This is a genomic window from Bordetella pseudohinzii (genome assembly GCF_000657795.2).
In the GTDB taxonomy this organism is placed as follows: Bacteria; Pseudomonadota; Gammaproteobacteria; order Burkholderiales; family Burkholderiaceae_B; genus Bordetella; species Bordetella pseudohinzii.
In genome coordinates, this window is sequence record NZ_JHEP02000004.1 from 251,731 (window position 1) to 266,836 (window position 15,106).

Genomic DNA, 15,106 nt, shown 5'->3' on the forward strand with positions numbered 1-15,106 from the left:
GCGGCCAGGGTTGGCCGTGCCGCCATGTGACGGGGATCGCCTCCGTTCCGCTCTCATGTCCTTCGCCGCAACCGAGTACGCCTTTGCCGCGCCGTTTCAGGCGCCCTATATCCCGCCCATCCGCTCCCTCATGCCCTACGCCATGCGCGCGGGCACGATTTCCATGGCTGGCGGCTATCCGGCCCAGGAACTCTTCGACGTCGCCGGCCTGTCCGCGGCATCGACCCAGGTCCTGGCCCGCCTGGGCGCTTGCCTGCAGTATTCGAATATCGACGGCCAGGCCAGCCTGCGCCATGAACTGGCCCGGCTGTCGGCCGAGCGCGGGCTGCGCTGCGATCCGGACACCGAGCTGGCCGTCACCGGCGGGTCGCAGCAGTCGCTGGCCCTGCTGGCCCGCGTCATGCTGCAAAAGGGCGATAACGCCATTATCGAAAGCCCGGCCTTCCCGAACTCGGTGCAGGCCATGCTGTACACCGGCGCCAACGTCCATACCGTCGACTCCGGCCCGCAAGGCATAGACATCGACGCGCTGGACGAGCTGGCCGCCCGGGTCAAGCCCAAGATGGTCTGCGTGGTGGCGTCGTTTTCCAATCCCTGTGGCGCGACCATCAGCCGCGAGCGCCGCCTGCGCCTGCTGGAGCTGGCGGTCAAACACCGTTTTCTCATCGTCGAGGACGATCCCTACGGCGAGCTGCGTTTCTCGGGCGAGGCGGTGCCGCCCATCGCCGCGCTGGCCGACGCCGAGCAGCGCAAATGGGTCGTCTATATCTCCAGCATGTCCAAGACCATGGCGCCGGGCCTGCGCATCGGCTGGATGGTCGCGCCGGCCGAGGTGCGCCGCCGCTGCGTGAGCGCCAAGGCCGCCGACGACATGGCCTGCTCGGCCTGGATACAGGAAATCGTCGCGCAGTACCTGGCCGATGGCCATTACGCCCACCATGTCCCGCGTATCCGCCAGGCTTATGGCCTGCGCTGCGACGCGCTGGCCGATGCGCTGGCGCGCGAGCTGCCGGGCCGCGTCACCTTCTCCAAGCCCCAGGGGGGCATGTTCTTCTGGGCGCGCCTGACCGGCGATATCGACGCCACGCGCCTGCTGCCCTACGCCATCGAGAAAGAAGTGGTCTATGTGCCCGGCAAGGCCTTCTATGCCGATGAATCCAAGGCGGACGCCTTTGCCATGCGCATGTCCTTCGCCACCATGAACGAAGAGAAGATCGCCCTGGGCGTCAAGCGCCTGGCGCGGGCCCTGGATGCCTGCCAGGCCAATGAGCCGGTATCGATCTCGTTGGCCGCCTAGGGGGCGGCCTTAGGCATCGCGGCTATATCGGAATGCGCGCGGCTTATTTTGCCCGCGCGCCGCTTCTGGGTACGCTTGCGGACGTTTCGGCGCCAGGCGCGCCATGCTGGGTAACGAGAGGAGTACGGTATGAAGATTGCAGCTCTGGCGGCGTTTGCCGCCCTGTCCTTGGCCGGCCTGCAAAGCGCGCAAGCCGCCACGCTGGACGTGGTCAAGAAGCGCGGCGCCGTGGTGTGCGGCACGACCACGGGTTTCGCGGGTTTTTCGGCGCCAGACGCCCAGGGCGTCTGGCGCGGCCTGGACGTCGATCTCTGCCGCGCCGTGGCGGCGGCCGTATTCGGCGATGCCGGCAAGTTCAAGATCGTGCCGCTGAATTCGCAGCAGCGCTTCACCGCGCTGCAATCCGGCGAAGTCGACGTGCTGACGCGCAACACCACGGTGACGCAGCAGCGCGATACCGCGCTGGGCATCATCCATGCCGGCATCAACTTCTATGACGGCCAGGGCTTTCTGGTGCCCAAGAAACTCGGCGTCAAGAGCGCCAAGGAACTCAATGGCGCCACCATCTGCCTGCAGACCGGCACCTCCAACGAAAACACCCTGGCCGATTGGGCGCGCGCCAACAAGGTCAGCTACAAGCCGGTCGTGATCGAGACCTTCAACGAAGTGGTCAATGCCTTTGCCGCGGGCCGCTGCGATGTCTTCAGCACCGATGCCTCGGGCCTGGCCTCGATTCGCATCTCCAAGCTGGAAAAGCCCGATGACTACGTCGTGCTGCCCGAGATCATCTCCAAGGAGCCGCTGGGCCCCTTCGTGCGCCAGGGCGACGACGCCTGGCTGAACGTGGTGCGCTGGTCGCTGTCGGCCATGATAGAAGCCGAGGAGTACGGCGTGACCTCGGCCAATGTGGACGAGCAGGCCAAGAGCGAGAATCCCAACATCCGCCGCATCCTGGGCGTGGTGCCGGGCGCGGGCGCCAATCTGGGCCTGGACGAAAAGTGGGCCTACAACATCATCAAGCAGGTGGGCAATTATGGCGAGAGCTTCGAGCGCAATGTCGGCCAGGGCAGCCCGCTGAAGATCGCCCGCGGCCTGAATGCGCAATGGAACCAGGGCGGCCTGATGTACGCGCTGCCGATACGCTGACCGTCAGCCGCCGGGGCGGTACAGCCGCGAGATCTTGCCGAAGGCGGCTTGCAGCTCGCGCGTGCCGGCCTGGAAGACCACCGGGCGGCCCTGGCGCGTGACGACCACCAGGCGCTTGGAGAACAGCCAGGGCAGGAAGCGGGCGGACTGAATGTCATCCCAGGCGACGTCGCGCCGCGTGAACCAGCTCTGGTGCAGGCCGCGGTCGTCGATGGTGGTGATCGACACCTGCATATGCCAGGACACCAGGGCCAGCCCCAAAAAGGCCAGCGCGACGCCAGCGGCCAGCGGCATGTTGATGCGGCCCGGCGGCAGCCCGATGGCGCTGTTGAGCAGCTCCAGGCCGATGATGGCCAGGACGATCCAGGTCAGGATGCGGACCCAGTCGGGCCAGGCCTGGCCATTGAGCGGCAGCGGGCCGATCTCTTGCAGGAGATCGGCGCGCGCTTGGGGCGATGGAGCGTTGGCGGTCACGGCGGTATGGGGCGGGATACGGCGCGGACCGCCCGCCTCAGCCTTGGCGCTTGGCCGCAATGGCGTTGCCGGCGCGGCTCGAACCCTTGCGGTCCAGCTTGGCGGCCATCCATTGGCCGATGTCCACCACGGCGTCGAAATCGATGCCGGTATCGATATCCAGGCCGCGCAGCATGTAGAGCACGTCCTCGGTGGCCACGTTGCCGGTGGCGCCCTTGGCATAGGGGCAGCCGCCCAGGCCGGAGACCGAGCTGTGGAAAATCGCGATGCCCGTCTCCATCGCCGCGAGGATGTTGGCCAGCGCCTGGCCATAGGTGTCGTGGAAATGGCCGGACAGGCCGGAAGGATCCATCACGGCGCTGACCGCGCTCATGACTTCGCGCACGCGGCGCGGCGTGCCCACGCCTATGGTGTCGGCCACGTCGATTTCATCGCAGCCCAGGGCCTTGAAGCGGCGCGCCACGTCCACCACGCTGGAGATCGGCACTTCGCCCTGATAGGGGCAGCCCAGCGCACAGCTGATGCTGCCGCGCACGCGCAGGCCGGCGGCGCGGGCCGCCTCGGCGACCGGCTCGAAGCGGGCGATGGATTCGGCGATGGAGCAATTGATGTTCTTCTGCGAAAACGCTTCGCTGGCCGCGCCGAAGATGACGATTTCATCGGCCTTGGCGGCCAACGCGCCTTCCAGGCCCTTGAGATTGGGCGTGAGGACGGAATAGATCGTGCCGGGGCGGCGCTCGATGCGCGCCATCAGTTCGGCGCCGTCGGCCATCTGCGGCACCCATTTGGGCGATACAAAGGAGGCCGCCTCGACATTGGGGAAACCCGCCGCGCTCAGGCGATTGACCAATTCGACTTTGATATCGGTGGGAACGAAGTCTTTTTCGTTCTGCAGACCGTCACGGGGGGAGACTTCGACAATCTTGACGCGGGTGGGCAAAGGCATGTCTGTTCCTGATGGTGTAGCGCTTGTTGTCCAAGTGTAGACCACCCATGCGCCGGCGGCGAAACGCGGCGCCGCGCCTATTTGAGCCGCTGGTAGCGCCCATCGTCCAGGCGCGCCACCCAGCCTTCGATTTCCAGTTCGGTGAGCTGGGCGGCAAGCGCGGCGGCATCGATGCCGCTGCCTGCGGCCAGGGAATCGAGATGTTGCGGGTCGTAGCCCAGCGCATCGAGCGCCGCGCTTTGCGGCGGCGCGGCCGGCGCCGGCTGACGCGGCGCGCGCTGGGGCGAGCCCAGTTCGTCGGTGATGTCCTGCGCGGTCTCGACCAGCTTGGCGCCTTGGCGGATGAGCGCATGGCAGCCGCGCGACAGCGGCGAATGGATGGAGCCCGGGATGGCGAACACCTCGCGGCCGTTCTCGCCGGCCAGGCGCGCCGTGATGAGCGAGCCGCTTTGGCGCGCCGCCTCCACGACCAGCACGCCGCGCGACAGGCCGGCCACCAGGCGATTGCGCTGCGGGAAATGATGGGCCTGGGCGCCCGTGCCGAGCGCGAACTCCGAGACCAGAGCGCCGCCGGCCGCGATGGCATGGGCCAGTTGGCGGTTGCCCGCCGGGTAGACGCGGTCCACGCCCGTGCCCAGGATCGCCACGGTGCCGCCGCCGCCAGGGCCGGCGGCCAGCGCGCCCTCGTGCGCGGCGGCGTCTATGCCCAGGGCCAGGCCGCTGGCGACGCACCAGCCATGGGCGGCGAGGTGGCGGGCAAAGGCGCGGGCGTTCTGCGCGCCCATGGGGGTGGCGTTGCGCGCGCCCACGACGGCCAGCGTCGGGCGGTTGAGCAGCTCGGGTCGGCCCTTGACGTAGAGCAGCACCGGCGGATCCGTGATGCTGAGCAGCGATTGCGGATAGGCCGGGTCGGCCAGGGTCAGGATGTAGTGATCATCGGCCGCCGCCCATTCGAGGCCGCGCTGGACCAGGGCTTGCACCGCGGGCGCGGCGTCGGCGGCCAGCTGGACGGCCAGGGGCTGAGGCAACTGCCGGGCCAGGGCGCCGGCGCTTTGCGCATAAAGCGCCTGGGGCAGGCCGAAGGCGCGCAGCAGGCCGCAGGCCGTGACCGGGCCCACGCCGGGTTCCAGCGACAGCCGCAGCCAGGCGGCGAGTTCTTCGGGGTCGTGTTGCAGGGGCATGTCGGTATCGGGTGTGGCTTGCAGCCGCAAGCGTAGCAGGCAAGCGGGCGACCGGGCGTGACCGCCAGGTCGCATCTTGCGGGGCAGGCGTCGGCGGGCCCGATGTCAGGGCAGGCGATGCTCGATGGCGTATTTGATGAGCTCGGCCTGGCCTTCGATGCCCAGCTTGCGTTTGAGGTTCTGGCGGTGGGTCTCCACCGTGCGCACGGAAAGATTGAGCGCCTGGGCGATCTGCTTGTTGGCCTGTCCCAGGCCGATGTGGCGCAGGATTTCGCGCTCGCGCTGGGTGAGCAGGGAGGCCGGCGCGCAGCTCTGGGCCAGCTTCATGGCCACGCGCGCGCTGAAATAATTGCGTCCGGCGGACACGGTCTTGATGGCCGTGAGGATGTCTTCGGCGGGCTCGTCCTTGAGCAGATAGCCGCGCGCGCCGGCGCGCACGGCCTGCAGCATGTACTCGACGTTGTCGTGCATGGACAGGATGAGGACCGCGATCTGCGGATAGCGCTCGTGCAGCAGCCTGGCCAGCTCCAGGCCGTCTATGCCGCGCATATAGAGATCGAGCAGCACCAGGTCGGGCAGCTCATGGGGCGGGCAGCGGGCCAGCAGGTCGAGGGCGGCCTGGGCGTTGTCGGCCTCGCCGACGACGGTGAGCCAGGGGTGGGATTCAAGATGCAGCTTCAGGCCATCGCGCACAAGGGCGTGATCGTCGATCAGCAGGATACGCGAAGGGGTCATGCAAAGGCCTCCTTGACGGCCGCGCGCGGCAGCCGGGCATGCAGCGTCGTGCCTTGCCGGCCGCTCTGGATGAAAAGCTCTCCGCCCAGGGCCGCCATGCGTTCATTCATATTGTGCAAGCCGATGCCGTCGCGCGGATCGTCGCGCACGGCGTGCAGATCAAAACCGCGGCCATCGTCGTGGATGATGAGTTCGGTCTGCCCGGGCGCGTAGCGCAGGCGCATCTCGACATGGTTGGCCTGCGCATGGCGCAAGGCATTGGCCAGCGCCTCTTGCGCCAGGCGGAAGAAGGCCGTGGCCTGGTTTTCGGGCAGGGGTTCGGGCGCGCCCTCCACCCGCAGCCGCGCATCCAGCGGACCCCGCGGCGTTTCCCAGCGTTCGCGCGTGAGATGCTCCAGCGCGGCCGGCAGCCCCAGGTCATCCAGCAGCGTGGGGCGCAGATTGTGCGAGATGCGGCGCACCTCGCCCACGGCGCCGTTCAGGCGGCCCAGGGCGCCGTCGAGCAGCGGGTCGACGGTGTGCGCGGCGTCGGCGGGCGCGCGTTTCAGGCGCGCCCGCGCCGCCTCCAGCTGCAGCTTGATGGACACCAGCACCTGGCTCAATCCGTCGTGCAGCTCGCGCGACAGGCGGGCGCGCTCGTCTTCCTGGCTGCGCACCACCTGGCGCGCCAGCAGGCGCAGCTTGGCATCGGATTGGCGGTGGTCGCTGATGTTCAGCGCCAGGCCGCAGACCGCCACGAACACCAGGCAAAGCGCCGAAATGCCGCCCACCCAGCGGATCATTTCGCTGATGCTGCTCTGCACGGCCGCGTCGACCTGGGCCAGCGTCTGCTGGACATCGTCGATATAGATGCCGGTGCCTATCATCCAGCCCCAGGGCTGGATTTCCATGACATAGCCCAGCTTGCGCACCGTCTCGTGCACGGAGGGTTTTTCCCAGAGATAGCGGATGGGGCTGCCGGCCGCGCCGCCGGCGTGGGCGGCGGCCAGCAGGTCCTGGATGACCCAATTGCCGTCGCGGTCGCGCATCTCGTGCAGATTGCGTCCGACCAATTCGGGCTGACGCGGGTGCATCAGGCTTATGCCCTGCATGCTGTAGACAAAGAAGTAGCCGTCGCGGTCGAACTCCATCTTGGACAGCGTCTCCAGGGCGCGGGCGCGCGCCTCGGGCGTGTCCGGCCCGTGCAGGAGCGGCGCGATGGCGCTGTAGGCCAGCCGCACATAGTGGCGCAGCTCGGCCTCCTTGGTGTCTATCCAGGCCGCGCGCAGGACTTCTTTCTGGTGCCGCGCGAGCTCCAGCGTCTGCATGGTGATGCCCAGGGCGATGGCGCTGACGGCCGCCAGCAGGGGGACGACCGCCAGCAGGAGGATCTTGGATCGGAGTTTCATGGGGGGCGGGGCAGGGATTGCTTTTTCGGGCATTTTCGCCGAAATTGGGGAACCGCTTGGGAAGGTGCTGCGTCCCCACTACGTAGTAGTACTTAGCCGGACTGCGTAATGGCGCGCTTGTCTGCCGTGCCGCGAATGGAAATACTATTGCCCGCCCGAACCGGGCGGGCGGCCTATCGGCCGCTCCATGACAACACAGCAGGCAAGGCAGACCCGCCTCACGGATCGACAGATCGCGATCAGCCTGCAGGAGGAGCTCTATGCATACCAGCAAGGGACTGGGCCAGCATTTGGTCTGGGTGGCCGTGGCGATACTGGGCGCGTTCGCGCTCGGCACCGTCGCTCTGGCCCGTGGCGAGACCGTCAATGCGCTTTGGGTGGTGATCGCCGCCGTCTGCGTTTATCTCATCGCCTATCGCTATTACAGCCGTTTCATTGCCGACAAGGTGTTCCAGCTCGACGGCACGCGGATGACGCCGGCCTGGAAGTACAACGACGGCCTGGACTACGTGCCCACCAACAAGCACGTGCTGTTCGGCCACCACTTTGCCGCCATCGCTGGCGCCGGCCCCCTGGTCGGGCCCGTGCTGGCCGCCCAGATGGGCTATCTGCCCGGCATGCTGTGGATCCTGGCCGGCGTGGTCTTCGCCGGCGCGGTGCAGGATTTCACCATCCTGTTCATCTCCACGCGCCGCGACGGCCGGTCGCTGGGCGAATTGGTCAGGGAAGAACTGGGCACCGTCCCGGGCGTGATCGCGCTGTTCGGCGCTTTCATGATCATGGTCATCATCCTGGCGGTGCTGGCCCTCATCGTGGTCAAGGCCCTGACGCACTCGCCCTGGGGGACTTTCACCGTCGCCGCCACCGTGCCCATCGCCATTTTCATGGGGATCTACCTGCGCTATATCCGGCCCGGCCGCATCGGCGAGATCTCCGTCGTCGGCTTCGTGCTGCTCATGGCCGCCATTATCTTCGGCCAGAATGTCGCCGAAAGCCCGACCTGGGCGCCGCACTTCGACTTCGACGGCGTGGGCCTGACCTGGGTGCTGATCGGCTACGGCTTCGTTGCCGCCGTGCTGCCCGTGTGGCTGCTGCTCGCTCCGCGCGACTACCTGTCGACCTTCCTGAAGATCGGCACCATCGTCGGCCTGGCCATCGGCATCCTGTTCGTGGCCCCGGACCTGAAGATGCCGGCGCTGACGAAGTTCGTCGACGGCTCCGGCCCGGTGTGGTCGGGCAATCTCTTCCCCTTCCTGTTCATCACCATCGCCTGCGGCGCGGTGTCGGGCTTTCATGCGCTCATCTCCTCGGGCACCACGCCCAAGCTGATCGAGAACGAAACCCAGGCCCGCTATATCGGCTACGGCGGCATGCTGATGGAGTCCTTCGTGGCCATCATGGCCCTGGTCGCCGCCTGCGTGATCGAACCGGGCATCTACTACGCCATGAACAGCCCGGCCGCCGTGATCGGCACCACGCCGGACCAGGTGGCCCAGGTCGTCTCCAGCTGGGGCTTCGTGATCACGCCGGCCGAGCTGGTCCAGACGGCCAAGGACGTCGGCGAGAGCACCATCATCTCGCGCGCCGGCGGCGCGCCCACGCTGGCCGTGGGCATGGCGCACATCCTGCACCAGGCGCTGGGCGGCCCGTCCATGATGGCTTTCTGGTATCACTTCGCCATCCTGTTCGAGGCCTTGTTCATCCTGACGGCCGTGGATGCCGGCACCCGCGCGGGCCGCTTCATGCTGCAGGATCTGCTGGGCACCTTCGTGCCCTCGCTCAAGCGCACCGAGTCCCTGCCGGCCAACCTGATCGCCACCGGCCTGTGCGTGGCGGCCTGGGGCTACTTCCTGCACCAGGGCGTGGTCGATCCGCTGGGCGGCATCAATACGCTGTGGCCGCTGTTCGGCATCGCCAACCAGATGCTGGCCGCCGTGGCGCTGATGCTGGGCACGGTGGTGCTGTTCAAGATGAAGCGCGACCGCTACGCCTGGGTCACCATCCTGCCGACCATCTGGCTGCTGGCCTGCACGCTGACCGCCGGCTGGCTGAAGATCTTCGACACGGATCCCAAGGTGAGCTTCCTGGCGCATGCCTCCAAGTACAACGCCGCCATCGCCGAAGGCAAGGTCCTGGCGCCGGCCAAGTCCTTGCAGGAGATGGGCCGCGTGGTCCTGAACGACTACATCAACGCCGGCCTGTGCGGCATCTTCATGCTGGTGGTGCTCAGCGTGGTGGTCTTCGGCATCCGCTCGGTGATCCGCGCGCGCGGCAGCAACAAGCCCACCGCCCAGGAAACGCCGTATCAACCCATGCCCGCCACGCCCGCCGCGGCGAGCTCGCACTGACAGGGAGGCGCATATGCTATTTGCCAACATGGGCCAGGCGGCCAGCACCGCCGGCCGCTACCTGGGCCAGACGCTGCGTTTGATGGTCGGCGTGCCCGACTACCAGAACTATGTCGAGCATATGCGCCGCACGCATCCCGACCAGGAGCCGATGAGTTACGAAGCGTTCTTCCGCGAGCGGCAGAGCGCCCGTTACGGCGGCGGCAAGCGCATCGCCTGCTGCTGAACGGCGCCGGCGCCAGGACGGCCTGTCACCCTCGGGGCGACGGCTGGCCTGGCGTTTTTATTTTGCGCATCACGATGTGCGAGCAGATCTCGCGCACGCCGTGCACGCGATTGAGCTTGTCCACCACGAAGCCCGAAAACGCCTGCAGGTCCGCCGTGCGCACTTGCAGGATGTAGTTGCTGGCGCCGGTCACGATGCTGGCTTCGCGCACCTCGGGCCAGTCGGCCAGATGGGCCACGAAGGCCTCGTGCCAGCCCGGCTGGGATTGATCCAGGCTGACATGCACGATGGCCTCGAAGGGCTGGCCCGTGCGCGCCGGATCCACGATGGCCTGATAGCCCAGGATGACGCCGCTGTCTTCCAGTGCGCGCAGCCGCCGCAGACAGGCCGATGGCGAGAGCGCCACGCGCTCGGCCAGTTGCTGGTTGCTTAACCGTCCCTCTTTCTGCAGCAGGGCCAGCATCTTGAGATCTATCGTGTCCAAGGTCATATTTCGAATATCTTGCGAATTTGTCTCCAATGTCTCGCATAATCATGCAAAAAAGCGCGGTTGTCATGGGGAATTTGCAATGCAGGCCGGACGGGCCGCTGCTAGTATGAAGCTCCCCCCAAGCTTCTTGTTCCGACGAATATGCGCACCCGTGACGAATGCGTGGCCGCTGACCAGGCCGATGTCCTGGCGCCCCTGAAGGCGCAGTTTTCGCTGCCGCCCGGGGTGCTGTATCTCGATGGCAATTCCCTGGGCGCCAAGCCGCGCGCGGCGGATGCGCGCGCCCAGGCCGTGGTGGGCGAGCAATGGGGCCAGGGGCTGATCCGCAGCTGGAACAGCGCCGGATGGTTCGATCTGCCGGCCCGGCTGGGCGCCAAGCTGGCCCCGCTGCTGGGCGTGCCTGGCCAGGAGGTGGTGGTCACCGACAGCACCTCGCTCAATCTGTTCAAGGTGCTGGCCGCGGCCTTGCGCCTCCAGGGTTCGCGGCGCGTCATCGTTTCCGAGCGCGACAACTTCCCCACCGATCTCTACATGATCGAAGGGATGATGGATTTCCTGGACCGGGGGTATGAGCTGCGCCTGATCGATGAGCAGCTGTCGCTGGCCGACGCGCTGGACGACCGGGTAGCCGCGGTCGTGCTGTCGCATGTCAATTATCGCAGCGGGGCGATGTACGACATGGCGGCCGTGTCGGCGCAGGCCCATGCGCATGGCGCGCTCATCATCTGGGACCTGGCTCACGCCGCTGGCGCCGTGCCGCTGGCCCTGGCGGCCGATGGCGCGGACTTCGCGGTTGGCTGCACCTATAAATACCTCAATGGCGGGCCGGGCTCGCCCGCCTTTCTGTGGGTGGCGCCGCGCCACCAGAACGCCTTCTGGCAGCCGCTGTCCGGCTGGTGGAGCCATAAGCGGCCCTTCGCCATGTCGGACCGCTATGAACCGGCCGAGGGCATACGCCGCTATCTCTGCGGCACCCAGCCCATCACCTCGCTGGCGCTGGTCGAATGCGGCCTTGACATCGCCGCGCAGGCCGATATGGCCGAGGTCCGGCGCAAGTCCCTGGCGCTGGGCGACCTGTTCATCGAGCTTGTGCGCACGCGCTGCGCCGCCCATCCGCTCACGCTCATCACGCCCCAGGCGCATGTCCGGCGCGGCAGCCACGTGAGCTTTCGCCATCCGGAAGGCTATGCCGTCATGCAGGCGCTGATCGCGCGCGGCGTGATTGGCGACTATCGCGAGCCCGAGGTGCTGCGTTTCGGCCTGACGCCGCTCTACCTGGGCTATGCCGATGTCTGGGACGCGGTGGAGATCCTGCGCGAGGTGCTGGACACGCGCGCCTGGGACCAGCCGGCGTTTCGGGAGCGGGCCGCGGTGACCTGAGCCGCGCCGCCCTATGCCCGCATTAGCTGAAAACTATTAGAAATCCCGTTTCTGATGAACTATCATATGGGTCTACGCCTTATTGTTCCGTAATTCCGACTTTTCCATGGCCTTGCTTCCCATCCTCCGCTATCCCGATCCTCGCCTGCACAAGGTGGCCAAGCCGGTCGCGGTCGTGGACGACCGCATCCGCCAGCTCGTCAAGGACATGGCCGAAACCATGTACGACGCGCCGGGCGTGGGGCTGGCCGCCACCCAGGTCGATGTGCACGAGCGCGTCATCGTCATCGACGTGTCCGAAGAGGGCAACGAGCTGCGCGTGCTCATCAATCCCGAGATCACCTGGAAAAGCGAAGAACTGCAGGTCTACGAAGAAGGCTGTCTGTCCGTGCCCGGCGTCTATGACGAGGTCAAGCGCGCCGCCCGCATCCGCTGCAAGGCGCTCGACGCCCAGGGCCAGCCCTATGAGTTCGAGGCCGAGGGCCTGCTGGCGGTCTGCGTGCAGCACGAGATCGATCACCTGGACGGCAAGGTCTTCGTCGAGTATCTCTCCGTCCTCAAGCAAAACCGCATCAAGACCCGGCTCAAGAAGGCCGAGCGCGAAGCCGTGCGCGCCTGACGGCCCCGCCGCCGCATGAGGCCCGCCTGACGGCGGGCTTTGTGTTTTGCGGCGCCGGTTTCACAATACGCTTTTGCCTCACTCTGGAAGTTTCCCCATGCGCCTCGTCTTCGCCGGCACGCCGGATTTCGCCCGCCTGGCCCTGCAGGCCCTCCTGGCCGCCGGCCATGAGATTCCGCTGGTGCTGACGCAGCCCGACCGGCCCGCCGGACGCGGCCTGAAACTGACGCCCAGCCCCGTGAAGGCGGCGGCCCTGGCCGCCGGCATCGAGGTGGCCCAGCCGCGCAGCCTGCGCCTGGACGGCCGCTATCCGGACGAAGCCCAGGCCGCCCGGGCCCGCCTGGCCGAGGTGGCGCCCGATGTCATGGTGGTGGCGGCCTACGGCCTCATCCTGCCGCGCTGGACGCTGGAGCTGCCCGCGCGCGGCTGCCTCAATATCCACGCCAGCCTGCTGCCGCGCTGGCGCGGCGCCGCGCCCATCCAGCGCGCCATCGAGGCCGGCGATACGCGCACCGGCGTGACCATCATGCAAATGGACGATGGCCTGGATACGGGCGATATGCTGCTTGAGCGCGTGGTGCCCATCGGGCCCGACACGACGGCGGCCGAGCTGCATGATGCGCTGGCCCTGGCCGGCGCCGAAGCCATCGTGGCCGCGCTGGCGGACCTGGGCAGCCTGGCGCCGCGCAAGCAGCCCGAAACGGGCGTGACCTACGCCGCCAAGCTGGAGAAGGCCGAGGCGGCGCTCGATCTGGGCCAAAGCGCCGAGTTGCTGGCGCGCCGCATCCGGGCCTTCAATCCGGTGCCGGGCGCCACGGTGCGGCTGCCGGGCCTGGCCGATCCGGTCAAGGTCTGGCGCGCGCAGGCGCTGGACGAAGCGGGCGCAGCGGCGCCGGGCACGGTGCTGCGCGCCACCGCCCAAGGCGTGGATCTGGCCACCGGCCAGGGCGTGCTGCGCCTGCTGGAGCTGCAGAAAGCCGGCGGCAAGCGCCAGCCGGCCGATGTCTTCGTGCGCGGCTGGCAGCCTTAGTACAAGGTCTTGCGCGTGCGCTCGGCCAGGTCGCGGTCATAGGCCGCGCCGTCGATGCCGCCGGCGCTCATGTCGGCCAGGATGCGGCCGGTGCTGGGCAGCCGGTCGCGCGCGATCTGCGTGGCCGGATCCCACAGCCTCGAGCGCACGATGGCCCGGGCGCACTGGAAAAACACCTTCTCGACATGGATGACGAGCACCGAGCGCGGCGGCTTGCCGTCCATGGCGAAGCGCGCCAGCAGGTCGGGATCCACGCTGATCTGGGCGCGGCCGTTGACGCGCAGCGTCTCGCCCACGCCCGGAATGAGAAAGAGCAGCGCCACGCGCGGATCGTCGAGCACATTGCGCAGGCTGTCGATGCGGTTGTTGCCGCGCCGGTCGGGCAAGAGCAGGGTGCGTTCATCCTCGATCGTCACGAAACCGGCGGGATCGCCGCGCGGCGACGCATCCAGGCCTCCGGGGCCGGCGGTGGCCAGGATGGCGAAGGGCGCGGCCTCGATGAAGGCCCGGTAGTGCGGATGCACATGATCGACTTCCTTGGCCAGCGAAGGCTGGCCGGGCTCGCCATAGCGTTCGGCGAGGTCCCGGGCGTCGGTGATGAGATAGCGCGGATCGGGCGTCATGGTCGGGACTCAGGAGGCGGGCAACAAGGAACGGGCAAGCTCGTGGACATTGCTGAAGACCAGGTCGGGGGCGTGTTCACGCAGCGCGGCCTCGCGGTTATAGCCCCAGGCCACCACGCCGCTGTCCACGCCGACTTTGCGCGCGGCCTCGATGTCGCGGATCTCGTCGCCGATCAGGATGGCCCGCCTGGCCTCGGTCCGGGTGTCGCGCAGCAGGTGTTCCATCTTGGCGGACTTGCCGAACAGATCGGTGCCGCAGGCATAGTCGGCGATCAGCGCCGCCAGCTCGGGGCCCAGCACGCGCTGCACATTGGCCGTGGAGTTGGAGCTCACGACGGCCAGGCGCGCGCCGGCGCCGTGCATGGCGCGCAGCGTGGCGTCCACCCCGGGGAACAGCGTCACCTTGGGGACGGCGTCTTCCATGGCCTGGCGCACGAAGGCCAGGATGGCGGGCGCTTTCCAGATCGGGATGCCCAGCGCCTTCATGATTTCGTAGGCATTGTGCTGGCGCAGGCGCGAGCGTTCTTCGGCATCGGGTTTGCGAAAGCCGAATTTTTCAGCCACCTCATGCAGGATGGATTCCATCCAGGGCAGCGTATCGGCCAGGGTGCCATCGAAATCGAAGGCGACGAGGGTGTACTTCATGCCTGAATCAGGGTGGCCGGGGCGGTCTCGTGGCGCAGCCAATGCATCACGGGGGCCAGCGCTTCGATGGGCGGCGCGGCCGCCACGACCCGGGCCGCGTCGGTCCAGGGATAGGGCAGCTGGATCAGCCAGGCGAGCACGGCTGGCAGGGTCGACGGCGGCAACACTTCCATGACGTCGATGGAGATATTGAGCTGGCGCGCCAGATAGGGCTCGGCCTGGAACAGCCAGTCATAGCGGCCCGCGCCCACGCGCACCGAGCCGCCGGCCTTCTCGGTCATGCCCACGAACCAGTCGCAGGAAAAGCCCGCCAGGGCCGGCGCCTCGGGCGGCGCGGCCAGGTAGAAGGTAAAGACGTTTTCGTAGGTCTGCCCGAACTTGCGCACCAAGGTGTCGGTGATGGCCTCCAGGCCCCGCGCCTGCGGCGGGAAGGCGATGGCCTGGGTGTTCAGGCGCATCTCCAGGACGGCGTCGGTCGCGAAGGCGCGTGTCATATACCACGGCCGATTCTCGTCCTTGGCATGGAAATAATTGCGCAGACAGTCTGCGGTGGTCGAGGCGGCGGTCTGGATCATGGT

16 protein-coding genes are annotated in these 15,106 nt (G+C 67.6%); 7 read left to right on the forward strand and 9 right to left on the reverse strand.

The window, feature by feature from the left end; all coding sequences use genetic code 11:
• Positions 1-55: 55 nt before the first annotated feature.
• The gene (locus L540_RS07715; protein WP_043206991.1) at positions 56-1,297 is read left to right on the forward strand and encodes an aminotransferase-like domain-containing protein; all 1,242 of its coding nucleotides are present in this window, start codon (positions 56-58) and stop codon (positions 1,295-1,297) included.
• A 129-nt stretch (positions 1,298-1,426) separates the two neighbouring features.
• Complete coding sequence (locus L540_RS07720) at positions 1,427-2,443, forward strand: amino acid ABC transporter substrate-binding protein (RefSeq protein ID WP_043206990.1); 1,017 nt, start codon at positions 1,427-1,429, stop codon at positions 2,441-2,443.
• A gap of 3 nt (positions 2,444-2,446) precedes the next feature.
• Here L540_RS07720 and L540_RS07725 read toward each other — a convergent pair whose 3' ends face one another.
• From L540_RS07725 to L540_RS07745, 5 genes are all read right to left on the reverse strand, one after another.
• The gene (locus L540_RS07725) at positions 2,447-2,917 is read right to left on the reverse strand and encodes a membrane protein (RefSeq protein WP_043207368.1); all 471 of its coding nucleotides are present in this window, start codon (positions 2,915-2,917) and stop codon (positions 2,447-2,449) included.
• Positions 2,918-2,954: 37 nt separating this feature from the next.
• On the reverse strand, positions 2,955-3,863 hold the full coding sequence (locus L540_RS07730; RefSeq protein ID WP_043206986.1) for a hydroxymethylglutaryl-CoA lyase: 909 nt from the start codon (positions 3,861-3,863) through the stop codon (positions 2,955-2,957).
• Between the two features lie 77 nt (positions 3,864-3,940).
• A complete protein-coding gene (gene dprA, locus L540_RS07735) occupies positions 3,941-5,044 on the reverse strand; it encodes a DNA-processing protein DprA (protein ID WP_043207366.1) in 1,104 nt (367 codons plus the stop codon).
• A 105-nt stretch (positions 5,045-5,149) separates the two neighbouring features.
• Positions 5,150-5,779, reverse strand: coding sequence for a response regulator (locus L540_RS07740; protein WP_043206984.1), 630 nt, complete (start codon positions 5,777-5,779; stop codon positions 5,150-5,152).
• On the reverse strand, positions 5,776-7,167 hold the full coding sequence (locus tag L540_RS07745; RefSeq protein ID WP_043206981.1) for a cache domain-containing protein: 1,392 nt from the start codon (positions 7,165-7,167) through the stop codon (positions 5,776-5,778). Before L540_RS07745 ends, L540_RS07740 begins: the two co-directional genes overlap by 4 nt.
• A 260-nt stretch (positions 7,168-7,427) precedes the next feature.
• On the opposite strand from L540_RS07745, the gene cstA reads away from it, so the two are divergent.
• Together cstA and L540_RS07755 are read left to right on the forward strand one after the other, a co-directional pair.
• Positions 7,428-9,515, forward strand: a complete 2,088-nt coding sequence (gene cstA / locus L540_RS07750) for a pyruvate/proton symporter CstA (RefSeq protein ID WP_043206979.1) — start codon at positions 7,428-7,430, stop codon at positions 9,513-9,515.
• A gap of 13 nt (positions 9,516-9,528) precedes the next feature.
• Positions 9,529-9,741, forward strand: a complete 213-nt coding sequence (locus tag L540_RS07755; protein ID WP_372432975.1) for a YbdD/YjiX family protein — start codon at positions 9,529-9,531, stop codon at positions 9,739-9,741.
• 25 nt (positions 9,742-9,766) lie between these two features.
• On the opposite strand, the gene L540_RS07760 is transcribed toward L540_RS07755, so the two are convergent.
• A complete protein-coding gene (locus L540_RS07760; protein ID WP_043206976.1) occupies positions 9,767-10,231 on the reverse strand; it encodes an Lrp/AsnC family transcriptional regulator in 465 nt (154 codons plus the stop codon).
• A gap of 141 nt (positions 10,232-10,372) precedes the next feature.
• On the opposite strand from L540_RS07760, the gene kynU reads away from it, so the two are divergent.
• From kynU to fmt, 3 genes are all read left to right on the forward strand, one after another.
• Positions 10,373-11,611, forward strand: a complete 1,239-nt coding sequence (gene kynU, locus L540_RS07765; protein WP_043206974.1) for a kynureninase — start codon at positions 10,373-10,375, stop codon at positions 11,609-11,611.
• A 106-nt stretch (positions 11,612-11,717) separates the two neighbouring features.
• A complete protein-coding gene (gene def / locus L540_RS07770) occupies positions 11,718-12,230 on the forward strand; it encodes a peptide deformylase (protein ID WP_043206973.1) in 513 nt (170 codons plus the stop codon).
• Between the two features lie 97 nt (positions 12,231-12,327).
• Complete coding sequence (gene fmt / locus L540_RS07775) at positions 12,328-13,260, forward strand: methionyl-tRNA formyltransferase (RefSeq protein WP_043206971.1); 933 nt, start codon at positions 12,328-12,330, stop codon at positions 13,258-13,260.
• Here the strand turns inward: fmt and L540_RS07780 are convergent.
• The 3 genes from L540_RS07780 to L540_RS07790 are packed head-to-tail and all read right to left on the reverse strand — an operon-like array spanning position 13,257 to position 15,103.
• Positions 13,257-13,883 (reverse strand): pyridoxamine 5'-phosphate oxidase family protein, encoded by a 627-nt coding sequence (locus L540_RS07780; RefSeq protein WP_043206968.1) that lies wholly within the window; start codon positions 13,881-13,883, stop codon positions 13,257-13,259. The genes fmt and L540_RS07780 overlap by 4 nt on opposite strands.
• A gap of 9 nt (positions 13,884-13,892) precedes the next feature.
• Complete coding sequence (locus L540_RS07785; protein ID WP_043206966.1) at positions 13,893-14,528, reverse strand: HAD hydrolase-like protein; 636 nt, start codon at positions 14,526-14,528, stop codon at positions 13,893-13,895.
• Entirely contained in the window at positions 14,525-15,103 is a 579-nt protein-coding gene (locus tag L540_RS07790) for a hypothetical protein (RefSeq protein ID WP_043206965.1), read from the reverse strand. Before L540_RS07790 ends, L540_RS07785 begins: the two co-directional genes overlap by 4 nt.
• Between the last annotated feature and the right edge of the window lie 3 nt (positions 15,104-15,106).